Raw genomic sequence first — 21,900 nt, forward strand, 5'->3', positions numbered from 1 at the left:
TATTTTAACCCCTCCAGCCTCCCCCGGGCAGGTCCGTTCGCAGCAGGGAGCTACGGACGCTACTGCTTGGCGATCGGTGGATGATAAAGGGGAAAGGGCTGATGGAGCCTAGGACGGGACCGTCCTGGGTGTCCAGAAAATAGCCATCAGGCCTCCGATAATGCCTAGCCCTGACCCGATGACCCATAGCCACCCGAAGCCCATCAGGAGAGCGAGCACGGAGAAGAGTACGATAGTCACTCCCGCGGTCTTATGCAGTTCCGGTCTCGCCATAAGACTGGCTGCGCTGCCGCTCACGAATAGCGAGCAGATGATCAGGCCAATCCCGATGAGCAGCGACGTCAGCCCTGCCCAGATGCTCCACACTATCGCCAGATAAAGGGCATCGAAGAATATGGCGAACAGGCCAGCGATCAACAGCAGGATCCCGGCCAAGGATGCAAGGGTGAACGCCACCTTGGGGTATTCCTTGGCCGCCACCATCTGCGGGGTGCCGGTCGCGTTCTGTACCGGGTTGGTCGCTTGGGGCGCGGCAGGCGCTGGTGCGGTCTGCGCTGTAGCTGGTTTTTCCGTCGTTATAGCAACACCTCCTTCCTACCAATGATTGTTGGAATAGAGAATAGATAAACGTAACCCTAGGCAGGGGACCTCTCGCATGCCGACGACATGATCCGTTGCTCGTGCTCCCAGAGCATTGCGGTTGTCTATCCAGCATCAAGCTTTTTCTAGATGTAGAACACGTTGTAACGTTACCGAAGGCCAAGGGGCCTAGGAGGGATAATATTAGGACGGAGATGAAAGAACGTGAGAGCGTCATGGGGCCGGTCGACTATATGGTCGTGATGTTCCCCGGGAACAAGTTCACCGGTAAGCTCGCCCCGGAGATGACCAGGCTTGAAAATAAGGGCATCATCAAGGTGATCGACCTGGTCATGATAATGAAGGATGGCAATGGGAACGTGAGGACCATGGAACTCCGAAACCTCGGTGGGGAGGAGGGAGAGGCGTTCAAGGCCTTCTCCGGCAATATCAAGGAATGGTTCGCCGCGGAGGATCTGGAAGCCATTGGAGACATGCTCCCGAACAACAGCTCGGCCGCCGCATTGCTGTTCGAGAATACCTGGGCTCAGGACTTCAAGGAGGCAATGCTGGAAGCGGATGCCAAATTGGTGAGCCAGGGCCGGATCCCTCACGAGCTGGTGATGGCGGCCATGAAGCAGAGGATCACGGATGGAGGTGAATAGATGCGCGGAAGGGGAGCAGCGCTCCTGATCGGGATGAGGGCCGGGCAAGCTCGAGCGGAGGCGGCGACGCAGCAGCAACAGCAAGCTGCCCAGGCCCAGCAGCAGGCGTACGAAAAAGGCCGCACAGAAGCCCAGCAGGCTGCACCACCGGCGAGCGCCCCACCTCCGGCACCACCTGCCGGCGGTCAGGATCTCACTGCCCAGCTCCAGAACCTGGCCAGCTTGCACTCTCAGGGTGTCCTGAGCGACGAGGAGTATGCCGCGGCGAAGAAGAAGCTGTTAGGTTGAACGTCAGACCATGCGGGGCCTAGGAAAATGACCTAGGTTCCGCGCCCCGCTTTTTTACCGCCAGCTCATAAAAGGTCGCCCATGGGCTTTGATTGACGTGGCTGGCTTGGCTCAAGGCCCCTGAAAGGTGGCCAGCAGGGAGCGCCGAACGGTCCTGTTGCGCTCATCTGCTGGTCGAACCGGTCAGGTCATAGGGGACCGACACCGTGCCCAGGAAAGTATCGAAATAGGCCGTGCCCACGAGCCGCCAGTTGATCACGTTGTTGGTCAGATAGGACCAAGCGGTCTGGGCCGCCCCCGAGTAGGAGACATTGAATGGCTGGGACACCACCACCGATCCTCCAGCCGGGATGTTGACCTTCTCCAGGTTCTGCCCCGTCCCCAGGCTCACGTTGTTAATGAACAGCGTATAATCGGTCCGATCAAGGGTCGCCATGTTGGTCGTGGGATTGGTGAACCGGAGGGAGACGTTTAGGACTGCCGTCGAAAGGTTTAGGCTCTCAACGCTCACCCCGTCCACGCTTACCTGGATATTTCTGAGGGCATCCCTCTGCTGGAACTGCTGGTATCCAAAGACCCCGACCACGGCGATGACCACTATGATGATCGCCACCACTGCGATGACCCATCCTTTCAAGCTTTTCACCTCTCGCTCAAGTACCTCTCCCTATGACACTGATTTTTCAGCTCATCTTATATTACACCTCCCTCGGTTCCTACCGTCCGCGCCATGGTCGGCGTAGCCATCCTAGCGTGCAAGGCCGACCTGTGGTCGCCGGGCACGCCTAGATCGATTCGCATGACAGTATGGCATTTTGGCCGGTCGCGCCCTCCATTGCTGAGCATTGACAGTTACGCATACCGCTCTAGGTTCAGCTCATCGGTGCTTTCGTGCAAACCACGGGAGCGTTCTTGGCTATGGGTCGGGATCACCCATCGATCAATCGAGCGGCTGCCCCCAGCCATCACGATAGAAATTATAATCGATAGGCCTCCGCTCCGGCCGCACCACCTGCTGGGCCTTCTGTTTGTCGGAGAGCAGGTGGTCGTCCTCCCCTGGATATCCGCAAATGATGAAAGTAATGACCACATAGTCGGCCGGTATCCCCAGCACCACCCGGGCCATGACTGGGTCGAACCCGGCGATGGGGTGGGCGATGAGCCCCAGCTCGGTCGCCTGCAGCAACATCTCTCCAACTCCCAGGCCGCAGCCGAACTGATAATAGTCTCGCCCCTCGCTCATCCGGCAGTCCTCGGACGGCTTGGCCGCGAGGACGAGGATCAGCGGGGCCCCGGTGGCCCATGCGTTCCCCCGACTGAGGCATCCTCTGATTTTGGGGAGCGCTTCGCCGGAACACACCACCAGCCTCCATGGCTGGTTGTTGTTGCAGCTCGGGGCCAGGCGCATGGCCTCGACCATCGTTCTTACCTTTACCTCCTCCACCGGCCGGGGATCGAATACCCTCACCGCCCGGCGCCGCTGAACCGCTTCCCTGACCTCCATGTGTTCCTCGGACTGAGAACGCAGTGTTGGCCAATATCTTTACCGGCGGCTCAGGGCGTCCGCACGCCGCCTGAGGGGCCAAAAGTGCCATCAGGGGATAGGCTAAACCTTTTATCAGTAAGGTCGTTATCAGGTATTCCTTTCGGGAGAACTTCTTTAAAACCACCATACCTCCTGACCGTGGTTCTAAGGCCATCTCTTGAGACGTTACCAATAAAATCGATTGCCTTTATCAAATTGCTTTTTCCACTATTATTTGCACCAACTATTACAGTCAGGGGAGTAAGAGTAACATCAGCATTTTTTTTTATGCTTCGGAAATTATTCAAATAGATCCTTTTTATCATATTAATATGCTCTAGTGTAAATGGATTACGTATCCTTTAATCTACCCCTCCTCTTCAATTTTACATAACATGAGTCGAGAAAGCTATTGATTCGTAAGAGGGAGCATGCTTTTCTGATCCCATAATGCGAATCTTTCATAATCTTAGCTCAATTAGCATAATGCCCAATTCGAATTGCTGCCCTATATCTCAAAATCATCACGTATTTTTCACTCCTTCCTGACGAACCGGCACTGGCAGTTCAGCTTCGAGCACGGCAACATGCCGAGCTCTTCCAAAATGTCCCGGTTGTTCGCTTCCTTGATGGTGATCAGCACATCGGCCAAGAATTGCATCATCGAACAATCGTCCCTGGCCTCGACCGGCAGGGCGCCGGCCATGTGCTCGTACAATGCTTCAACAAACTTCTCGAATCGAATGTCGCCCATAGTAATTCTCCATCGTATGATCAGGATGACGGCGATAGGGTTTAGGTATACTTCGGTGACAGGTGAGCGAAAGTGCTCACCTTATTTTGAGTGAAATCTAAGGGTTTAGAAAAATAGCTGGCCGTTGCGTTTTTCCCGAGATTCCGTTTCCGATAAAAATAACGGGGCGGGCCCGAAAGTGTCAATCTTTCCTTTAATGTTGATATTAAAAATTGGCCGCCGCGTCATCCTCGCTACAGACGCGGCAGGCTTTTAGCTCATCAGAGCCCGCTGATGTTGGTGTCCGCGATAGTTAAGGTTATTGTCATACCATTTGTATCGGTAAGTACCGACTTCAAAATGCATGTGGAGATTGACCAATCATCCTCAGTATATGTGGATGTAACCGTTCTCGTATGGTAGCAATCCCTTGAGCCAAGAGATGTTTGGATGGTCTCCTCTCCGAGATTTGTAAAAGTTGTCGTTGAATCGGTGTTGGATGAATCATAGGTATCCTCCACCTGCCAAACATGATTGACAAGATTCACATTCTGGGATTCCGAATGGGTCTGTCCATTCAAGGTAATGGACGTCGTCATGGTCATGCTGGTCGAGGTTACGTTCGAGTAGGTTATGGTACAACTACCAATGAGGGATTTGGAATCATTGGTGACAACCATCTTGTAATTAGCATAGCTGCCGTTCACCACCATCGGAATAGACTCGCTGCCGGTCGTGGTGCCAGTGGGCATCAGGAATATCATTGTTGCCGCAAGGACGATGATGCATCCAATGATGATCACGACGACTATCAATGCGATGTTGTTATTCTTTGGCTTGATGGGACGGAGCTCATAGCCCTCTGGAATGATGCCATAATTGCCATCATCCGGTGGTCTCACAGCCTCGTTCATCATTGCTCTTTCCTCAGGATAGATATCCTGGTATCTTGGCTTCTCGGCCCGCTCATCTGCCTTTGGCATCGGGTACTTGCCAGTAATGATGGGCTGCGAAATTTCCTTGCGATCAGGAATCTCAGTCAACAGCTTGGTCCCGCATTTGTAGCAGTACGCCGATCCGTTGGGGTTTTCACTACCGCATTTGGAACAGAACACCATTCTTCAACTCCCCGCGGTAGAATGCCATAAAATAAGCTTAAAAACCGCTGTTCATGGTTTCACTTGCAGATATTACGGAAGTCAACGGACGGGCCGAGTCCTGGCTTCCTTTAGGCGCTACAGCTAGGACGTGGTGTCCCCCTTCATTGCAGAGCAATGAGCGATTTAGACCAACATATTCACATTCTTGACATCGCCCTTTACCACTTCGACATTGTAAGTGCCGCCGGTCGCTCCTAACCCTCCGCCTTCTGTCTGATATTTGACTGTATATGTGGCGGCATCGTCAAAAAATATCGGTGCGTACTCGATGGTCTTCTTGTTAAGGGGATCAAGAGTACCTTTGAAAATCTGAAATCCGTTCACCCAGATAGTAAGAATAACTGAGTTGGCGACATGTGAGCTCTGAGCGTTGACATATATCGTGGCTGTGCGGCCGAACCAACCACTGCCAGCAACGCTAGAGTAGGCGAAAGCAACAATCAATACCCCGATTATGATCATAGTCATTGCTGCAAGCACTAGATTCGAGTTTTTTCTGTCATTGTAGGGGCCAGGGTTCCTCGTGCTTGCCCATTGAGGGATTGGTTGCCGATTCACAGAATGGGGATTGGCAATATTCTGAACCTGTTGGATCGGGGATCCACAAGCAAAACAGAATCTGTTGTTGTCTCTGTTCGCTTTTCCACATTGTATGCAGTAGACCATCTGAGGTTTACTTCCGCCATTCAACTCATTGGCACACAAGTTGCAGAATGTAGATCCATCAGGATTCTGCTTTCCACACTTACTGCAGTAGACCATTAGCAGCTTCCCCGGCTAGAGGAGTTAATTATTCCACTTTAAGCTCGCTGTCCATAATTGCATTCGTTGAGAGATAGCAAATCGTGAACGTCTTGATTTCTTTGATGCTGGGCTGGAAAAGTGTGAGCAAGCACTCACAAGGACTCGATTCTATTCAAACCAACACATTCAGGTATATCACTCGCTTCTGTTATCATCCGCATTATGGCCCCCGCCTGCCATCAATGCCAAGCGATCATCGAGCAGCTGCAGCTCGAAGACCGGGGGCAAGAGGCAAGATGCCCCATCTGCGTCTGTCACTATATTCGAGGTAGACACTGGGTCCTCGATGAGGCGGGCTTCCCGGTCAACGAGCGTTGGGAAGTGAGCACACGGCCGGCGTACTGCACACAATGCAACTGGGCCGGCCCCATGAGATCGATCATGAACCGGACGGACGATTGCTTCCCCCACCGGTCCCGAAGTGCGGTGCCGTGGTCGCGAACCGGAAGGGCGAGGAGTAACGATTGAAATCAAGATTTGTTCATGCTATCCAGTTGCAGAGACAAAAGACAACGATTACATATTTTGGCAAAACTGATGATTGATTGTTTATTAATAACTGGTGATATAAATATTTATAATCAATAATCAAATACTAAGTATCGGGAGCCGCTCATAATCAAAGCGGAAAGTTGGAGAGTTCCAGGAGCTAGAGCGCATGAGCGCAGCGGTTGAAAAGATTTCAAGAATCGGTTGTCTGATCGTTGTAACGCTGCTGTTGAGCAGCTTGTTGACTGTGGCGTTAACGAGCACTGTCAACGCATCGACATCAGGAGATTATGATTACGCTCTTATCGATGATGGTAGAAGCGTGATGATCACCGGTTACCACGGTACCGAGGATTCTGTGACCATACCATCTACTCTCGGCGGCAAGCCGGTCACGAGCATCGGATACCAGGCGTTCGCCCATACTTCGATGACCTCTCTGGTAATACCTAATTCGGTCACAACGATAGAGAATTACGGGTTCGCGTACTGCTCAATGACCTCAGTGACCATTCCTGACTCGGTTACGAGGATGGGGAACTGGGCGTTCGCCGAATGCCCATACTTAACCTCCGTGACCATACCTGACTCAGTCACGAGAATTGGCGATGGAATGTTCGATAGATGCCGTTCCCTCACATCTGTGACCATACCTGACTCAGTCACAAGCATCGGAAATTCGACGTTCAATCTCTGCTTCTCCCTGAATTCAGTGGACATACCCAGCTCAGTCGCAAGCATCGGGGACGGTGCGTTCTATAGTTGCTCCGCTCTGGTATCCATAGTCATACCAGACTCGGTCGCAAGTATCGGAGACTGGGCATTCTCCTACTGCTCCTACCTGTACACCTTAACTATTGGCAACAACGTGACAAGCATCGGAGAAGATGTGTTCAGCAACTGCCCCCTGGCCTCCATAACAATACCCAGCTCCATCACGAGCATTAGTGTTGGGGCCTTCGAGGGTTGTTCTTCCTTAATCTCTGTGATTATGCCTGACTCGGTCACAAGCATCGGAGATGCCGCGTTCATGGATTGTTCTTCCCTGAAATCCATAACCATACCCAGCTCCGTCACTAGCATAGGGTATCTTGCGTTTGCTAACTGCTTCTCCCTGACATCCATATACTTCGACGGCAACGCTCCAACGGTCGGCAGTGGTTGGGCGTACGGCAGTGTTGTATACTATCGCGAAGGCGCCACCGGCTTCACCACACCGACATGGGAAGGCGTCAGAGCCATTCCCATATTCTCTTCGACAGATTTCGATTATATCCTAATTAACAATGATGCGGGTGTGTCAATCGCTGGCTACCACGGTGCCGGTGGTTCCGTGGTCATACCGTCCACTATCGACGGCAAGCCGGTCCTGAGCATCAGAGAAAAGGCATTCATCAACTGTCACTCCCTGACCTCCATTACGATACCACACTCGGTGACAAGCATCGGGAATGAGGCATTCGATAATTGCTCCTCCCTGACTTCCGTAGCTATACCTGACTCGGTCACGAGCATGGGGAATCATGCGTTTGCCTTGTGCGGAACCCTCACCTCAGTGACTATCGGCAGCGGCGTGACTAGCATCGGGGGCTTTGCGTTCGATGGTTGCTCCTCTCTGACCACGGCTACTGTTAGTGTTGATAACCCGGAATATACTAGCATTGACGGCGTAGTGTACGACAAGGCTGTCACCACGGTGATAATATTCCCGTTGGCCAAAAGCTCCTTGACCATACCCGACTCGGTCATAAGTATAGAGGATTGGGCATTCCGGTATTGTCCGGATCTAACATCGGTTACGATTGGGAATTCCGTTACGAAAATAGGTGAATCTGCCTTCCGTAGCTGTTCCTCTCTAACCTCCGTGACAATTGGCAACAACGTGACATACATAGAAGATAAGGCTTTCGCCGACTGCCCCTCCCTGACCTCAATCACATTCAAGGGAGACAATGCCCCGACCTATGTCGAAAGGAATTGGATCGACGGTACGCCCGCTGAGATCAGGGGCTATGCACTCTCATCCTCAAATTTCCCTCCAGCTGGAGAGAGATTCGTTGGTTTGATAATGGGTTCACCATGGGATATCTCTCCAAACACCATTAACATAACCGCGGTTCCCAGCCAACCGAATGATCTTGAGGCCGACGTCGACAATGGCAGCATCGTGCTGTATTGGTCCGTTCTATCCAGTGACGGCGGGAGCAACATCACCGGCTACAAGGTCTATCGGGGAACTGACTGCTCGTCAATGAACCTCGTGGGAGAGGTCAACACCGCATCGTACAGGGATACGAACGTGACCGACGGAGTGACCTATTACTACTACGTGGTCGCAGTCAATGGCGTTGGTAACAGCTCGGCAAGCGAGATCGTGAGTAAAAAGTTCGTCGCCAGTGCGATAACGACGACCGAGCCAAGATATTGGGATACCTCTTTAGTCGTGATAGTCGCCATTATCGTCGGCCTAATTGTTATACCAATCGCCTATGGAGTGATCTATCTGAAGCACAATAAAGGTTAGAGTTTCACTCGTCTTTCGAATGAGTTCTAATAACCTCAATATGGCCGCGAACCGCAAGGGCGAGGAGTAAAAGCGATAGGTAGCCTACATGGAGGCGGTGTGACCCCCATGGTATTGTTTACTCTACAAGGGCTTCTATCGGCAGAGAATTTTCCAGCCCGTTCATAATCGTTACCGCCTTATTATCAGGGCGATAGGGACGCTTGTTCTGCCATCCATCACCTGTAATCTATAGATTTATGTTTTAGAAACATTCTGGAGCCATGGGGATCAAATGGAGACAGGTCTAAGACCCAAGTTATTGGTAGCGATAGCTACCGCAGTATTCTGCATCGGTATGTTGAGCGCATGCACATCGAATGCGTCCGCGTGGTCGGGCAGCGCTTCGTCGTCACCTACCTCAGCGTACATCGGTGATACGATCAACTATGTCTTCACGCTGATGAACACTGGAGATACGACGCTCCAGGTCAATAGCGCAAAGCTGACGATTGATTGGGGTGCGGTCAGCACTACCAGAGATTTGACCGGGACCGTTGCATTGGCTCCCGGAACTTCCGGCCAGCTGACCTGCTCGTTCAAGGTTCCTGAGGTGGCCGCGAACATATACACAGTAACGATCAGCATCAACGGGAAAGCCGTCGGGGATCTGTTCGCTGGTACCAAGACATATACAAATGTCCTGACCATCAAGGTGGTGCCTCCCCTGACCGTTTCGGTCACCTCGGCGAAGACATCCGGCCAAGCACCGATGACAGTAAATCTAGATGCGACACCGAGCGGGGGAGTTAAGGAATTTACCTATCACTGGACGTTCGGGGATGGAAGCACAAGCTCGTTGCAGTCACCATCCTATACCTACACTAAGGGCGGAACCTACACCGCTACCTGCTTGGTAACCGACAGCAAGGGCCAGACAGCGAGTGATTCGATCACCGTTTCTGTCACAGGGAACCCCACGGACATAACTGATACTAGCAGTGGCGGGGGAGGTTCAGCGATAAACTCCACCTTCATCATTCTGATCGTCGCGGCCGTGATCGTGGCAGCCGTGATCTTGTTCCTGGTGGTGAGGAAGAAGTAAGGCCTAGGGTGCCTCGGTCGCCCGCTCGAAGCAGTCCCTGTGCGCGTATCCGTGATGGCGACCGTAGGTCATGCTCTGTAGGCTTAGCACGAATCTTACGTCGGTGACGTCAAGGAGATCTCCGCAGAGTTCGCACTGCACAATTCCATTCGGGCCATACGGTGCTGGTCCCTCGTAGCCGAGGACCTCGAGGCCATGATGACCAAGCACGCCCTGCAGCTTCATCACGTTGTGCAGACGGTCCTGGGCCTCGCGTAGGAGCTCGACCTCGCTCCGGAGCTCCCGTCGCGGCGGGAGAGGACAGATCGCTGAGCTCTCGTCGACATCAAGCATCACCGTCCTGGTCGTACTGATCAAGCGTCACGAGCTCCGGTGTGTCGTCCTCGAATGCGGTCCGGATGGAGCCCCCCCGAACCAGGCATCTTTCGCTTCCACTTGACCAGAGCGCTACACGACGAGCACGGGGCTTCGACCATCATCGTTCTCCAGTCATATCGAATGCGGTTGGTGGCTCCGCAGGCTGGACAGATCTTCGCCTTGGTTACGTTGACGTAATCATTTATCATAATCATCCGGACGAGCTCTCCTCCTGACGTGCGTTGCGGGGGGAGGGGAGCGAAAGTGCAACTCATAATGCAGTAAGAATGCTATCAATTCCCAACCTTGTCAATTGCCCCGTTTATGAATCGTTCTGTGAATCCCGAGGCAAAAGCAATGGTTAATAATTCAAAGATAGTGATGTTATTGGAGTTAAAAAATCCAGCCATAACAAACACTACTATAGCTATGGCAGCACCAGCACCCACGACTGGTTTCATAAGAGTCAACCATCCATTCATCCTTTGAGTCGATTCAGAGTATTTCTCTTTGAAGCTGATCTCCTTAAATGAATACAGCCCGCTCAACGTCCCGCCCAAGGCCCCAAACAGGGCAACCGTGAATATTGTGGGCAAATTGAACAGGGCTGTGGATATGGTGGAGACTCCTAGAGAGATAACAATCAAAGCGGTTAATAGAAAGGCAACAAATGCCAAAATGATGATTTGCATCTGTACATAATCAGCCGTAGACCTATCGTCCTCGATCTTGTAGTCAATTAACTTTTGCGCCCTTGCCAAATACTCTGGTTTGAGATCTGGCCTAATATTGCCGTTTTTTAACAACCATTTTTTAACTTTGTCGATCTCGGACCGGCAAAGAGAGGCATCAGCGTCTATCAAAATTCCATCAGCCCAAGAATACATGTTATCCATCACATCTGAGTAATCAGAAGAATCTGGATGATCTGTAGATACATCCGCTATAGGTTTTTGATTCCTGTACTTTCTCCTTGCCAATGGATTCTGTTTAGTTTGATTTTCTGTTTTTTTTGACTCTTGAGTCTCTTTTTCCCGGTTGATCCTGAAACATGCAGTCATACTCATACATTGGTACTGAACCTTGGCATAATGGAAGTATGCTCCAGCCTTGTGGATCTCTGCATCATTCAGGCACGATTCGCCTTGGCTCAGCAATCCGATAAGCATATCGTATGCTTCTTCAAGCTTAACATTTCGAGTTTCTTCTTTCTTCAGCATATTTAGTTCTGCAACAAGATAGCTTTTAAACGGAGTTATCCTCGTTTGAAGGATCTCTATGAAGCCTGCTCGCCTGACTCTATTAAAATGAATAAAAAGCCCTTTGTACCATTGATTCCCCGGCTTTTCGGGGTTATCGGTATTACTTACTTCGCTCTCACCCCGGCTCTTCGCATATTTTCGCCTATTTATTTCAATACTTTGACCTGGCATTCAAACCCTCCAGATTAGTTATCCTGTTGGATCCGGCCAGGTTCTGATACAGTTGTGCTCTACACTCTAAAACCTTATTGTGGTTTTTAACATTGTTCTAGAGGTTTACCGCAGAGTTATCGGATCAAGACCTCGTTCCCGAAAGCAGAGGGTGGTGTTGTACAACACCTTCTACACCCGACGGGAAGGAATGAGGAAACCTGAGATCTCATCGAAAAGGTCATTTCAAGCGGGAAATCGAGATCTCGAGCGCAAGTTTTTCTTCCCCAATATGGAAGACTCTTACATCTTGCGTCAAATCTTGCAGCCAGGGGGATTAAAGCCGAATTATTGATGTGCAAGTAATTCGGCGCTTTACGCCGCGCCAATCGGCAGCAGTTCGATGCACTTCGGCGGCCGTTCCCGATCGACCGTTATCTCCTGATCGGTATGATCTCGAAGGTTATGCACCGCCAACACCAACGGACAACCGCGCCGCCTCGTGCAGTTCCGGCGCGAGCTCCCCGATCGGCGTCGAGGTGTCCACATTGCCGCAAACGGTATCCTTGACCAGAATAAGAGCAACGTTGGCTTTTTCCAGCTTCTTGATAAGAACCATGCCTTCCTCGGCGTTCCTGATGAAACGATCCAGGCGAAGGATAACAACCGCGTCAATGGGATGACTATTGCTTGTGGCCATCCGTATCATGGCCTGGAAGCCAGGACGATTCGAATCCTTCCCGCTCTTGCGATCCACGAACGCACGCACGATCTCATGACCGGTGGCCTTCGCATAGTTGCGGAGGATAAGGAACTGAGTTTTAGGGTTCTGCATCTCCGCTTCCTCGGAGGTTGATACTCGAGCATAGAGGGCAACCTTCAAATATGGCCGCCTCCGCGATTTGTCACCTTTCGCTGGAATTTTTCACCTATGTTGTATATTTGACATTGGATAGAAGCCGACGCTTTCTTCTTCTCGAAGGATAATTCACCCCTGTGTCCAAAGTATCGCTTTGGGAACTCCTCGGGCTCGAGAACATCACGCTTCCAGAGGCTATCTGTCTCGTTTCTTTCGTCGTCATACCGGTGGTATATGCGGAGATTTTCGCCCCGTTCGAGGCCGGATACGCATTTACCACCTTTGCCGGTTCCGCTTACATAATCGCGGTACTTGTATCCTCCAGGAGGGAGGGTGAGTACAATAGGCCATAGTCTCCGACCCCTCTCAAACGCCTTGTTTGAAATTCCGAGATGACTCAAGCTAGGGCCTCCCAAGAGTCAAACGCCTTCCCGATCCAATCACAGTAGGCTAGCTCAATCGCGAATTGGTCCCTGGTTCGGAATCTGAGATATTGGCCCCAGACATGCTTGGCTTCACCATGCGTTAGGTAGAACTTCAGGAGCCATCCCCAGGTATCATCCCATTCGACCCTCATGTTCAGGGGACCATTCATGTGCCGGAGGTTTCCACGAGAATCTACCCTGACTCCCTTCTTATCGAAATCCCACTTGATGAGCCCTTCCGGGATGCGCTGTCTCCAAAGCTCGTGGCAATCCTCATCGATGAAACAGAGGGTATTCATCAGACAGAAGTATGGTTGGCCGTCCTTGGGCGGCTGGGGCCACAGCTGCCGGGTGAACTCTATGGTCCGGGTCATCTTATGAATTGGCTCAGAATCCCCTAGACTGTGAAGATTCAAGCCCCCACCTCCGCGAAATCTTCCAGTCTCGCGTTCATGTCCGCCGATTCTATGTGGATGAACTCGCAGACCGGTCTCATGTTCAGGCCGCGTTCGCTCATACAATAATCGTATAGCTTGGGGTGGGTGCGTTGTAGGCGCTGGAATCGGTTGGGGTAGCCTTCACATTGAGCGCCGAACATACAGAACACGCAGCCCGTTCTTTCATAGCCCATCGCGTAAGGCTTCGCTAGTTCCAGATTGTGCCGCTTGATGTAGGCCCATATGTCCGATTCATGCCAGAACGATAGGGGATTGGCCGATTCAATCCCCGGAGTCGAGTTTATGCAGCCGTGGAGCTGCCATTGCGTAGTCCGCAAGGTCGATTCCTCGGCCAGCATCCCAATGAATGGCCTTCGTCCGGTCTTCTTGCCGTACTTCTTGAATGGCCGCTTTTTCATTATGTCACAGCATGTTGGGGAGATTTTGAACGGGGCGTCCAGAAGGTAAGAGTACCGGCGATAGTCATACCGTCCGGTTTCCGTCCCGTCGAAATGCTTTACTTTTCCCTTGCACCCCCGGCGCACCTGATCCAGCGCTTTTGCCACCTCCTTAGAGATGACGGGATAGCCATAGGTCTCGATGACCGTCTTAAAATTGACCTCCGGTCTGATGACCTCGACGTTCTCCTTACTTCTGACGAACTCCTTGATCTCGGGGAACTCCAAGCCGGTATCATCGAACACCGCTGGCGTTTCGGGAAAGACCGCCCTAACCATGTCCAGCAGAACGGTTGAATCCTTCCCCCCGCTGAAGGAAACGTAAACTTTCCCGTTCATCAACGAATAGAACTGGCGTATCCTGGCGTTGGTAAGCGTTACCTTCGCCTCGAACGGTAGTGATTGAAGGCGCACGAGCTCTGCTCTCGATTTGGTGTAAGTGATGTTGTTTGTCGCTTTCTTCCCAAAATCGTGATAATTGAAACCCAATCCCGTTCTGCTGGCAAAAGAAGGGTTCAAATCCGATTGGATTCGCTCTATTGATAGCTGGCTCATTTCTTGCACCTCTCGCTAGGGCAATCCCGGTATGGCTCTCGATTCCTGCCAATACAATCAACATTCGGCTCCTGGTCCTCGGTAGGGCGCGGCGCATATACGCGCCCCAGCGCCGGCTTAGTAAAGTCTCGCTGATTGACTCGTTCCCTTTCTATGATGGCCCTTTCCGCTGGCGGTAGCTCGTTCAACTTCAGCGATTTGTTGGCCTTAAGGCGCTGGTAATTTTCCAATCCTGCCGGCCCCTCATGCTCGAGGATGAACAGTTCGAGCGCTATCTGGTCCTCCTCGGCCTCGGTGCGCTCTCTCGGTTCCTGTGCTTTCTTTCCTTCCTCAACGATGCTTAAAAGTTTCTTGAATTGTTGATCAGCTACGCTCATCGATACATGCCTCCGGTGTCTTCCTTGCGACGCTGGCCATCTGCAAAAGCGGGGTCCCCACCAGCTTGGTCCCTCATCGATTCCTGAATCCTCTTGGTCTCAGTCTTCAGCTGTATGCCATTGATGGCTGCAACCTGAACCATCCCTTCTTTGGCAAGGGTCAGAGCCTCAACGATCTGCTTCAGGTCCTCGACCAGTGTTGCCGTCGTGGTCTTGAGGGTCAGGACCTCGCCGGGCAGATCGAGCTTGATCTGGGCTAGCTCAACAGTATCCATCTTGCTGCCGATAGCTTCCCATTCGGAACGGCCCTCGCTGTTCGAAGTGATGGCCTTGCCGTCGCTCGATCTCATGTAGAACTTCTCAGCCAGCCCCTTCATCATGGCCGGGTCATCGATGCCGATGTGGAGCTGCCAGGCGGTCTCTTCAATCTCACCGAGCTTCCAACCAAGGTTCCTCGTGAGATAGTTGGCGATCTCCTGGGCAACCCTCTTGGCTATTGCCTCGTACTTAGGCAGATCCTCTTTAGTGAGGTCCATCTGTGGCGGGTAGATGTAGAGATAAGTTCCATTGCCACCGACCTTGAAAGACCGTTCCAGCTCGAGCTTGACGAACTGATCCTTGTAAGGAACCTCGGCGAGGCATCGTTGAGTATTGCGGTATCGCCGGCCTACCTTGTAGAATTGGAGCGAACCCTCCGCATCAACCCTGCATTTGTACTTCAGGTGATGAACCCGGCCGGTGTCGACCCGGGCATATTTTTTCGCAACATTCGTTACGCCCCTGGCGTAAAGTGTCAACTTAGAGTCAACTATGACCTTATCCAGTTCCGGACCGTTCGGCCCCTTGGTGTAGAAATTGGGGCGCTTGGTCCCTTTTACGATCTCTAAGTAACCCTTCTCGATCAGTTCCTTAGCGATCCTGCTAATGTAGCCCTTGTCTAGCTTTGTTACGCTGGCTACCTTTGAGGCGGCTATGCCGTCGGCGAGAAGGCCGTAGATGCGCAGGCGGTTCTCCTCGTTCCGGATGTTGTCGGTCAAGCGAGGAGCCTCCCTAGCTTAGTTGATTGTAATGTTGACTGATTTTCAAAAATATAGTCAACATTTGAGATTGCCAGCAAATCTTTGTTGACTGTCAACTTAAATTGTAAGTTGACTAACCTCAATTCACGCCCCCCCCCCCTCGCTCTCTTTTCCGAGTGAGTCCACCGCTGTCGGGGGCCCCGCTTGACCTCACCCCAAGCCTCGAGGGACACGAGGCGAACACAGACGTAGCGTCTGTCGCGTCCGATCTTCTCACCGATCTCTTCCGGCTCCATGCCAGAGTTCCAGAGATCCCTTATCTGTCGAGATTCGTCCCAGGTTCCTTCCTCGACGGTCAAGGATGGACCCCCGCAGATACTACGACATAGACGAAGATCAGAGCGGAGACCAACCACACAATCAAAAAGAGCAGGACGGTAAGGGCGAACCCGGAGGGTCGGCGCAGCTCGGCATCGGTGTACGCCATCTATACCGCCTCCGGCTGTTTCTTTCCGGCCTTCCTTGCGCTCCTAGGCCTTTGGCGTACATTCACTAGTTTACTAGCTCCCGTGAAGCCTAGACCCGCAACGAATCGACTACAGGGAGGACAGGTTGCGCAAGTGTCGCCCTTGCACCTCTGCGTCATTGTGTCGCAGACCTCGATCTCTCGGCCGAGGTCGTCCACCCGCCCGCAGAAGTCGCAACAGTCGGAGAATACCTTCTCTCCGCTCAGAATCTCACCCCCCGGGGCAGGGGAAATAGCGGATTTCGGCAGGGTCCGCTGTGCGGAATCCCGCAGAGGTGACATTCTGAGCCAAGGACCGAGATCAGATTGGTCAGGTGAGAAGTGTACCTTTCGGCCTCATCCAGGAAATCCAATGTCTTTATATTGGAAAAGCCCTATCGAGGGGGTGCGGGCTCGTGGCTTAGCCTGGATATAGCACTGGCCTTCTACCATGGTCAACCGTGGAAGCAAGTCAGTGGTCTCGGGTTCGAAACCTTCTCGCGAAGGCGAAATTCCCGACGAGCCCGCCATTTCCCAATCCAAACCTTCATATGGGCCCGATGATTCAGGGCAAGAATAGCAGCTGAGGAATACTGATGAAGAGAAGCTCACGCGCTTGGAAAAAGCGAGGCAAGCAGAGATGGAAGTGGCGCAAGAAGAAGATGAGGCGCCGCAAGCGCGCGCAGAAGATGCGCAAGGTATAACACTGACCAGTGGGGGTATGGGCTAACACGGTATACTCGCGGGCTCCAGTTATACGGGAATGAAAGTAAACGGGTTTGCCGACCAGTGACGACTGACTGGAGCGTTGACCCGTACGATTCCGACAGGGTCGCTCCCTGTCTGGTGGAAACCCGCTGATCTGGGTTCAAATCCCAGTGCCCCCACTCCTTCGTCTGGCTCAGGCCTTTTTTGGCCTGAACAGATTTGTACATTTTCTCCTATCTGGCTACCCTCATTTTCTTTGGCGGCGATTTTTGCATAAGCTCCGCATTTGAAACCACCACCTCTCCCTGACCTAGTTCCATCCTTGCCCTTATCATTTCCAGGTAGTCGTACACCTTCCTCTGTGCCTTTCCCTGTTCGGCCACGGTGATTCCCAGGTATCGAATGGTTTGCTTTTCCGAGGTATGGCCTAGCGCCTCCATGATCTCCACAAGTTTCACGTCCGCGAAGTAGGCTAGCCTCGCCCCCGTCCGGCGTAGCGTATGATTCCCTATCTTTCTGGCAATCCCCGCCCTCCTCGCTACTCTCTCCACAATGCTGTCCAGCCCTGAGTCTGAGTAGCCCTTCACACGCTTCCCCTTCTGATAGATCAGGAAGTCCTCCGGCTCCTTGAACGGCTCCTGGGGTCTCTTCCTCTTCCCGGTTCGCCAGCTCGTCTCGTAGTAGTGCTTCGCGCTGGCCGCCATCTCCTCCCTTAACGAGAGGTAGTAACCCACTTCCTGCCCGGTCTCCGGAGCCCAGGCTAAGGTTCTCCACTTGCCTCCGCCTCTCCCCTTCCCATGCACCTGAACGATTCCCTCCAGGTCCGGCTCCATGCTGTCCATCAGCTCCCGGATGGAATCCAGCTTGAGCCGCCTCACTTCGCATCGCCGAAGCCACAGACGAAGCTCCATGTGAATGACAATGCGTTCTATGCCCTGGGCGGCGTCCAGCATCCTGATAGCTTCCTCCGGCGTCAGCCAGTCCACGTTCGTCCGTGTTTCTGCTGGCCAGGTTATCATCATGTCCTTGTATACAGTGTTCCCGTAGAAGTCCAGAAAGCCGCTCAGGATTGAGAACATCCATCGCTGGGTGTCCGTATCCAGTTCCCCATAGTAGGCTAGAAGGCACTCTATCTCCGGCTCCCCCATCTTCGTTGGTGTCGTGTGCAGACCGGCATTTGATAGCGTTGTGGCCATCCTCATTATGATCGGAAGGTAGCGCTCTGCGTTGTCCACCGAAAGCCGACGATGCTTGGTTTTCTTGGAGAGGTAGGCCCTGGCTAACCTCTCCACATAACGTAATTGCTCGGGCATTCACGGTCAGGCCCCCTTGACAACGATGTTGATGTCCAGCCCAGGAAGGTGATACTTCACCTCGCCCTCTCCAACCTTGACCTCTCCGGACGACCATTCAATTATGTCAGCATAACGGAGCTTGGGGTTTCCGGTGACGCTCCTGGCCTCTTTTTGAAACGCTCTTCTAAAATCAGTTAGAGGCATGCTTACGCCCCCTGGCTAGTCTTCAACGACTTGTCCTCGGCCTTGACATGCCACTTGTTAGCGGTTCCCACTTCCCTTCCGAGGCTTACCTTGCATCCCTGTTCCTTCTGATGGCAAGCCTCTTCGAAAGCCTTGGAGAAGTCGTTGAAGATGAATGTCCGGACGGCCATCTAAGCCGCCCCCAGGTGTCTAGGCATGATCTTGATGCCCTGAGCGGTAAGGTACTCCTTGAGGCGATCTAGCGGTGCCTCATCGCCATCCCAGGCTGATAAGCCGAGACGGTAGCCGATAAGATAGCCGAGGATTACGCCGTCCTCCACTTGCTTTGATTCGTTCACCTCTGAGCGGTTGAGCCTGGTAATCGAGTCAAGCCAGGTATTCACGTCTCCGGCGTCCCGCTTGAATCGACGGTCCCTGATGGCAGTTCTAAGCCCTAGCTCCATGCCAATGATGTGGTTCGTGTCGCGCATGTTCCTAACCTCTGGATAGGAGTTTGGCGGCCGGGCGTGGTGGACTGACAAGGTCCATAAGGAGGAGACTAAAGGAAAACAGAGAGCTAGGCCCGGCCGCGAGTCAGCGTGAGTGAGGTTTTCCTTTTCTCGGTCCCTGGCGGGGTAGTCTGCCCCGGCTTGTCAGAGATGCTGATTAATTGCTAGTTGCTTCCTTGCAAGTAGCGTTCGTAAATGCGAGATGAGGGTAATAATAATTTCTACTTGCTAGGTGGCAAGTAGCGTCATTGTATTTTATGATTGTAAAAACCAATTGCTAGTTGCTAATGAGCGAGTATAAAACGATTGAAGACACAATCGACGCCCCATACGTTAACCGAGTAATCCTATTGGTGGCTGACAAGGGAAGCGCTAGACTTGGGGACTTCACTACGATAACAAAGAGCACCAGAACGATTAATGATGTTGTCTCCGCTCTCGAAAAGTTTGGTATTTTTTCAATCGACGTCATCTCCAAACCAAGGAGAACAGTCAACATCTCGCTTACAAAAAAAGGAAAGAAGGTTGCCATGCATTTACGCAAGGCCATCGATTCATTCAATGAGATTTCCGACGGTGACGACAGTTAGGATTGCATGGTGTCTTGACCATTCCGCCTAACTGTTCGATGATCTCCTGATTATTGGCCTGCCTAATGTTTTCAAGAAGCCAATACGCCTTTGCTTTCTTCGGACAATCATCATCGTCCTCGTCATCGAATAACACGTCGATGACTGCTGTCAGCAAGCGTTCTGATTGGATGTCTACCATCTAGATCAGACCCCAGTGATACATCTTAGCCAGTACGGCGGTGCGGTCAAAAGACATGCTTACTTCCCCATTCGATACTCTTGTATTATGGTCCATAGTTCATTCCCCATGTGGACGAACTAAGGATGCGGAAGTCGTTGACATCTGTTGCGGGAGGGGGACAGCGAAAATCGCTTAGACAGAATTGAATAATAATATGCCGATAGAAAACTTAATGGCTTCCTTGTTTTTCCGATGTCTCTTTTTCGATAATACTAGAGAGGCGGGTCCGAAAGTGCAGGAATTTTTTTACATGTATTTTTAAATTAAATCATCCACAGAGGCATTAAATCACTGAGAGAACATCTCCAATGGGGGAGTTGATTGCCTTCCAGACACAAGACATTTATTAGCTTCCATAGCCAGGACATTTGGTACAAGGACCTTTTTAATTCGATCTGTCGCGATGTTATCGTGCCCTGGAGTGTAGATACCGGAGATATACCGGATTACCTACCAACGGAAACGGTCAGGCAGAAAATACGGGACGAGTATCTTCGTGATTCTACTGTAACTGTTGTTCTGATTGGACGCGAAACATGGCAAAGAAAGCATGTGGATTGGGAAATTGGATCTAGCTTAAGAGACACGGATCTAAATCCAAGATCGGGCCTTATTGGAATACTATTGCCTACTTATCCAGGGGCTGGATATGCGGGGTATGATCCGCACACTATCCCACCTAGACTCTACGATAACGTCTGTTGTGGTTTTGCTACGGTGCACAGCTGGTCCAATAATCCATATGAGATACAGACCTGGGTGCATGAAGCCTATTTGAGAAAGGATAAGATCAAACCGAACAATTCTCGAGATTCGTTTAGGAACAATCATTATGGCAATAAGTGGAGCTAGATATGGAGACAGAACAAGACGTGGGGGTACAAATTACTCTAAAACGTCTGGATAACCAAATCGAGTATTACGATACAAGCAGCATCAAGAATCAGCGGAGATATAAAACTTTAAAAATAGTTGAAATTGGGGCGGCGGCGCTGATACCTTTCGCGGCTTTTATGCCTTATAGCCAATTTTCAACTAGCCTACTGGGTGTTATTGTCGTTTTTACTGAAGGAATCCAGCAAGTTTATCAATTTCATGCTAACTGGATCTCTTACAGATCAACATGTGAAGCGCTCCGTCACGAAAAATTTCTATTCCTTGCAAGGGCAGGCCCCTATTCATCATCGCCTAATCCAGACATACTTCTCGCAGAGCGTGTTGAATCTAACATATCGGTCGAGAATGCAAATTGGGTGAGTTGTCAAGAAAACACAAAAGAATCAAAGAAATCGGGATAGTCTGGTTCAGAGTATCCTGGCTTAGCTCAAGAGTATGGTGCATTAAATTACAACGTTGGTAGCCATGTTGACTCTATTAATTAATGAGTGTCGCGAGAGTCTGGATAATATAAGGTTTATTATTAACAACAATAAAAATAGATTCGAAAAGATCGCTCCTGTAATCAAAAAATAGTTAGCCAGATAAATTATGTAGAGAATTATGCAACGAGTATGCAACGCTACATGCAAACAAGAGGTAGCCAGTAGTTTTCTCCACCTTAGGTTTCTTATTTCCTCGAATTTCTGATTTGCATACTTTTTCACGGCCATCACTACGACAAGTTATCATAATTTTTGAAAATAGCCAGACTGTCGAACTTTACATAATTCGGTGCATACTATGGTACTATAGGCTTGTATTATGCAACGTTTTATGCAACGGAGGGAACAGAGCGCGAGGAGAACAATTCTCGGCCATCAGCCGCCTACTTCGACTCTTAGGCTGTTGATGACTAGGATGCCGATCCCCAAGCCTATGAAGATGAAGCCTAGATAAAGAGAGTATGGGCCGATGAACGAGCTATTGAATGCCACTGCTAAAAAGGTATTTCCGAAAAACTGTATCAAGAATCCTGCACATAGACACAAGATACCACTACTGGAAACTTGTTGCTTGCTTCCCCAGACCATGCGCATTGATTATAGTCTCATGATAAGAATGTTAGGTCGTGAATAATGTATTCAAATGGTATTCATCTCTGTTTGTAGAAAACTTATCCAGATGTTTTCTCTGTTTCTGTTCTCGCTAACCGTAGAAAATCAAATTTGAATAATTTTCATGCACGTCTATGTCAAAC

The 21,900-nt window shown here is 51.2% G+C and carries 27 protein-coding genes and 2 tRNA genes; 8 read left to right on the forward strand and 21 right to left on the reverse strand.

What is annotated here, in order from left to right; genetic code table 11:
- Nucleotides 1–108 precede the first annotated feature (108 nt).
- Nucleotides 109–480 carry a hypothetical protein gene (locus SA339_13045; GenBank protein ID MDW5564138.1) on the reverse strand — a complete coding sequence of 124 codons (372 nt, stop codon included), beginning with the start codon at nucleotides 478–480 and terminating at the stop codon, nucleotides 109–111.
- A gap of 314 nt (nucleotides 481–794) precedes the next feature.
- On the opposite strand from SA339_13045, the gene SA339_13050 reads away from it, so the two are divergent.
- Both SA339_13050 and SA339_13055 read left to right on the forward strand, forming a co-directional pair.
- On the forward strand, nucleotides 795–1,244 hold the full coding sequence (locus tag SA339_13050) for a DUF6325 family protein (protein MDW5564139.1): 450 nt from the start codon (nucleotides 795–797) through the stop codon (nucleotides 1,242–1,244).
- Nucleotides 1,245–1,532 carry an SHOCT domain-containing protein gene (locus tag SA339_13055; GenBank protein MDW5564140.1) on the forward strand — a complete coding sequence of 96 codons (288 nt, stop codon included), beginning with the start codon at nucleotides 1,245–1,247 and terminating at the stop codon, nucleotides 1,530–1,532.
- 163 nt (nucleotides 1,533–1,695) lie between these two features.
- Here SA339_13055 and SA339_13060 read toward each other — a convergent pair whose 3' ends face one another.
- The 6 genes from SA339_13060 to SA339_13085 all read right to left on the reverse strand — a co-directional run bounded on the left by SA339_13060 (nucleotide 1,696) and on the right by SA339_13085 (nucleotide 5,418).
- Entirely contained in the window at nucleotides 1,696–2,169 is a 474-nt protein-coding gene (locus tag SA339_13060; GenBank protein MDW5564141.1) for an LEA type 2 family protein, read from the reverse strand.
- 303 nt (nucleotides 2,170–2,472) lie between these two features.
- Nucleotides 2,473–3,036, reverse strand: coding sequence for a nitroreductase family protein (locus SA339_13065; protein MDW5564142.1), 564 nt, complete (start codon nucleotides 3,034–3,036; stop codon nucleotides 2,473–2,475).
- Between the two features lie 50 nt (nucleotides 3,037–3,086).
- On the reverse strand, nucleotides 3,087–3,383 hold the full coding sequence (locus SA339_13070; GenBank protein MDW5564143.1) for an AAA family ATPase: 297 nt from the start codon (nucleotides 3,381–3,383) through the stop codon (nucleotides 3,087–3,089).
- A gap of 209 nt (nucleotides 3,384–3,592) precedes the next feature.
- Complete coding sequence (locus SA339_13075) at nucleotides 3,593–3,811, reverse strand: hypothetical protein (GenBank protein ID MDW5564144.1); 219 nt, start codon at nucleotides 3,809–3,811, stop codon at nucleotides 3,593–3,595.
- Between the two features lie 260 nt (nucleotides 3,812–4,071).
- On the reverse strand, nucleotides 4,072–4,908 hold the full coding sequence (locus tag SA339_13080; protein ID MDW5564145.1) for a zinc ribbon domain-containing protein: 837 nt from the start codon (nucleotides 4,906–4,908) through the stop codon (nucleotides 4,072–4,074).
- 165 nt (nucleotides 4,909–5,073) lie between these two features.
- Nucleotides 5,074–5,418, reverse strand: a complete 345-nt coding sequence (locus SA339_13085) for a hypothetical protein (protein MDW5564146.1) — start codon at nucleotides 5,416–5,418, stop codon at nucleotides 5,074–5,076.
- Between the two features lie 994 nt (nucleotides 5,419–6,412).
- Here SA339_13085 and SA339_13090 point away from each other — a divergent pair.
- Both SA339_13090 and SA339_13095 read left to right on the forward strand, forming a co-directional pair.
- Nucleotides 6,413–8,767, forward strand: a complete 2,355-nt coding sequence (locus tag SA339_13090; protein MDW5564147.1) for a leucine-rich repeat domain-containing protein — start codon at nucleotides 6,413–6,415, stop codon at nucleotides 8,765–8,767.
- Between the two features lie 340 nt (nucleotides 8,768–9,107).
- A complete protein-coding gene (locus SA339_13095) occupies nucleotides 9,108–9,851 on the forward strand; it encodes a PKD domain-containing protein (GenBank protein ID MDW5564148.1) in 744 nt (247 codons plus the stop codon).
- Between the two features lie 3 nt (nucleotides 9,852–9,854).
- Here SA339_13095 and SA339_13100 read toward each other — a convergent pair whose 3' ends face one another.
- From SA339_13100 to SA339_13145, 10 genes are all read right to left on the reverse strand, one after another.
- Entirely contained in the window at nucleotides 9,855–10,208 is a 354-nt protein-coding gene (locus SA339_13100; GenBank protein ID MDW5564149.1) for a hypothetical protein, read from the reverse strand.
- A gap of 293 nt (nucleotides 10,209–10,501) precedes the next feature.
- Nucleotides 10,502–11,641: a hypothetical protein gene (locus SA339_13105; GenBank protein MDW5564150.1), complete on the reverse strand. Its 1,140-nt coding sequence runs from the start codon at nucleotides 11,639–11,641 to the stop codon at nucleotides 10,502–10,504.
- Nucleotides 11,642–12,083: 442 nt separating this feature from the next.
- Nucleotides 12,084–12,503 carry a recombinase family protein gene (locus SA339_13110; protein MDW5564151.1) on the reverse strand — a complete coding sequence of 140 codons (420 nt, stop codon included), beginning with the start codon at nucleotides 12,501–12,503 and terminating at the stop codon, nucleotides 12,084–12,086.
- Entirely contained in the window at nucleotides 12,500–12,880 is a 381-nt protein-coding gene (locus SA339_13115; GenBank protein MDW5564152.1) for a hypothetical protein, read from the reverse strand. The genes SA339_13110 and SA339_13115 overlap by 4 nt, the downstream gene beginning before the upstream one ends.
- Nucleotides 12,877–13,278 carry a hypothetical protein gene (locus SA339_13120; GenBank protein ID MDW5564153.1) on the reverse strand — a complete coding sequence of 134 codons (402 nt, stop codon included), beginning with the start codon at nucleotides 13,276–13,278 and terminating at the stop codon, nucleotides 12,877–12,879. Before SA339_13120 ends, SA339_13115 begins: the two co-directional genes overlap by 4 nt.
- Nucleotides 13,279–13,316: 38 nt before the next feature.
- Complete coding sequence (locus SA339_13125) at nucleotides 13,317–14,213, reverse strand: phosphoadenosine phosphosulfate reductase family protein (protein ID MDW5564154.1); 897 nt, start codon at nucleotides 14,211–14,213, stop codon at nucleotides 13,317–13,319.
- A 137-nt stretch (nucleotides 14,214–14,350) separates the two neighbouring features.
- Nucleotides 14,351–14,731, reverse strand: a complete 381-nt coding sequence (locus SA339_13130) for a hypothetical protein (protein ID MDW5564155.1) — start codon at nucleotides 14,729–14,731, stop codon at nucleotides 14,351–14,353.
- Nucleotides 14,728–15,768: a hypothetical protein gene (locus tag SA339_13135; GenBank protein ID MDW5564156.1), complete on the reverse strand. Its 1,041-nt coding sequence runs from the start codon at nucleotides 15,766–15,768 to the stop codon at nucleotides 14,728–14,730. Before SA339_13135 ends, SA339_13130 begins: the two co-directional genes overlap by 4 nt.
- Complete coding sequence (locus tag SA339_13140) at nucleotides 15,765–16,109, reverse strand: hypothetical protein (protein ID MDW5564157.1); 345 nt, start codon at nucleotides 16,107–16,109, stop codon at nucleotides 15,765–15,767. The genes SA339_13135 and SA339_13140 overlap by 4 nt, the downstream gene beginning before the upstream one ends.
- Nucleotides 16,106–16,237, reverse strand: a complete 132-nt coding sequence (locus SA339_13145; protein ID MDW5564158.1) for a hypothetical protein — start codon at nucleotides 16,235–16,237, stop codon at nucleotides 16,106–16,108. The genes SA339_13140 and SA339_13145 overlap by 4 nt, the downstream gene beginning before the upstream one ends.
- Before the next feature lie 428 nt (nucleotides 16,238–16,665).
- On the opposite strand from SA339_13145, the gene SA339_13150 reads away from it, so the two are divergent.
- Nucleotides 16,666–16,785: transfer RNA gene (locus SA339_13150), tRNA-Arg, on the forward strand.
- Nucleotides 16,786–16,970: 185 nt separating this feature from the next.
- A tRNA-Trp gene (locus tag SA339_13155) sits at nucleotides 16,971–17,142 on the forward strand.
- Nucleotides 17,143–17,196: 54 nt separating this feature from the next.
- Here SA339_13155 and SA339_13160 read toward each other — a convergent pair.
- From SA339_13160 to SA339_13175, 4 genes are read right to left on the reverse strand one after another with little or no spacing between them, the layout of a single operon-like run.
- A complete protein-coding gene (locus SA339_13160; protein MDW5564159.1) occupies nucleotides 17,197–18,276 on the reverse strand; it encodes a tyrosine-type recombinase/integrase in 1,080 nt (359 codons plus the stop codon).
- Nucleotides 18,277–18,282: 6 nt separating this feature from the next.
- Nucleotides 18,283–18,462: a hypothetical protein gene (locus SA339_13165; protein ID MDW5564160.1), complete on the reverse strand. Its 180-nt coding sequence runs from the start codon at nucleotides 18,460–18,462 to the stop codon at nucleotides 18,283–18,285.
- Nucleotides 18,463–18,464: 2 nt separating this feature from the next.
- On the reverse strand, nucleotides 18,465–18,632 hold the full coding sequence (locus SA339_13170; GenBank protein ID MDW5564161.1) for a hypothetical protein: 168 nt from the start codon (nucleotides 18,630–18,632) through the stop codon (nucleotides 18,465–18,467).
- On the reverse strand, nucleotides 18,633–18,932 hold the full coding sequence (locus SA339_13175) for a hypothetical protein (protein ID MDW5564162.1): 300 nt from the start codon (nucleotides 18,930–18,932) through the stop codon (nucleotides 18,633–18,635).
- A gap of 305 nt (nucleotides 18,933–19,237) precedes the next feature.
- Between SA339_13175 and SA339_13180 the strand changes: the two genes are divergently transcribed.
- Nucleotides 19,238–19,540 (forward strand): hypothetical protein, encoded by a 303-nt coding sequence (locus SA339_13180; GenBank protein ID MDW5564163.1) that lies wholly within the window; start codon nucleotides 19,238–19,240, stop codon nucleotides 19,538–19,540.
- 1,077 nt (nucleotides 19,541–20,617) lie between these two features.
- Nucleotides 20,618–21,061, forward strand: a complete 444-nt coding sequence (locus tag SA339_13185) for a DUF4231 domain-containing protein (protein MDW5564164.1) — start codon at nucleotides 20,618–20,620, stop codon at nucleotides 21,059–21,061.
- Nucleotides 21,062–21,900: the final 839 nt, after the last annotated feature.

It is taken from the genome of Methanomassiliicoccus sp. (assembly GCA_033485155.1).
Classification (GTDB): Archaea; Thermoplasmatota; Thermoplasmata; order Methanomassiliicoccales; family Methanomassiliicoccaceae; genus UBA6.

What these genes read in the sequence shown, in the direction of transcription:
- SA339_13165 (MDW5564160.1), bottom strand. Translation starts at nt 18,462, where the DNA reads ATGCCTCTAACTGATTTTAGAAGAGCGTTTCAAAAAGAGGCCAGGAGC.
- SA339_13090 (MDW5564147.1), top strand. Translation starts at nt 6,413, where the DNA reads ATGAGCGCAGCGGTTGAAAAGATTTCAAGAATCGGTTGTCTGATCGTT.
- SA339_13170 (MDW5564161.1), bottom strand. Translation starts at nt 18,632, where the DNA reads ATGGCCGTCCGGACATTCATCTTCAACGACTTCTCCAAGGCTTTCGAA.
- SA339_13085 (MDW5564146.1), bottom strand. Translation starts at nt 5,418, where the DNA reads ATGACTATGATCATAATCGGGGTATTGATTGTTGCTTTCGCCTACTCT.
- SA339_13180 (MDW5564163.1), top strand. Translation starts at nt 19,238, where the DNA reads ATGAGCGAGTATAAAACGATTGAAGACACAATCGACGCCCCATACGTT.
- SA339_13185 (MDW5564164.1), top strand. Translation starts at nt 20,618, where the DNA reads ATGGAGACAGAACAAGACGTGGGGGTACAAATTACTCTAAAACGTCTG.
- SA339_13050 (MDW5564139.1), top strand. Translation starts at nt 795, where the DNA reads ATGAAAGAACGTGAGAGCGTCATGGGGCCGGTCGACTATATGGTCGTG.
- SA339_13075 (MDW5564144.1), bottom strand. Translation starts at nt 3,811, where the DNA reads ATGGGCGACATTCGATTCGAGAAGTTTGTTGAAGCATTGTACGAGCAC.
- SA339_13175 (MDW5564162.1), bottom strand. Translation starts at nt 18,932, where the DNA reads ATGCGCGACACGAACCACATCATTGGCATGGAGCTAGGGCTTAGAACT.
- SA339_13065 (MDW5564142.1), bottom strand. Translation starts at nt 3,036, where the DNA reads ATGGAGGTCAGGGAAGCGGTTCAGCGGCGCCGGGCGGTGAGGGTATTC.
- SA339_13070 (MDW5564143.1), bottom strand. Translation starts at nt 3,383, where the DNA reads ATGATAAAAAGGATCTATTTGAATAATTTCCGAAGCATAAAAAAAAAT.
- SA339_13080 (MDW5564145.1), bottom strand. Translation starts at nt 4,908, where the DNA reads ATGGTGTTCTGTTCCAAATGCGGTAGTGAAAACCCCAACGGATCGGCG.
- SA339_13160 (MDW5564159.1), bottom strand. Translation starts at nt 18,276, where the DNA reads ATGCCCGAGCAATTACGTTATGTGGAGAGGTTAGCCAGGGCCTACCTC.
- SA339_13130 (MDW5564155.1), bottom strand. Translation starts at nt 14,731, where the DNA reads ATGAGCGTAGCTGATCAACAATTCAAGAAACTTTTAAGCATCGTTGAG.
- SA339_13105 (MDW5564150.1), bottom strand. Translation starts at nt 11,641, where the DNA reads ATGCCAGGTCAAAGTATTGAAATAAATAGGCGAAAATATGCGAAGAGC.
- SA339_13145 (MDW5564158.1), bottom strand. Translation starts at nt 16,237, where the DNA reads ATGGCGTACACCGATGCCGAGCTGCGCCGACCCTCCGGGTTCGCCCTT.
- SA339_13055 (MDW5564140.1), top strand. Translation starts at nt 1,245, where the DNA reads ATGCGCGGAAGGGGAGCAGCGCTCCTGATCGGGATGAGGGCCGGGCAA.
- SA339_13120 (MDW5564153.1), bottom strand. Translation starts at nt 13,278, where the DNA reads ATGACCCGGACCATAGAGTTCACCCGGCAGCTGTGGCCCCAGCCGCCC.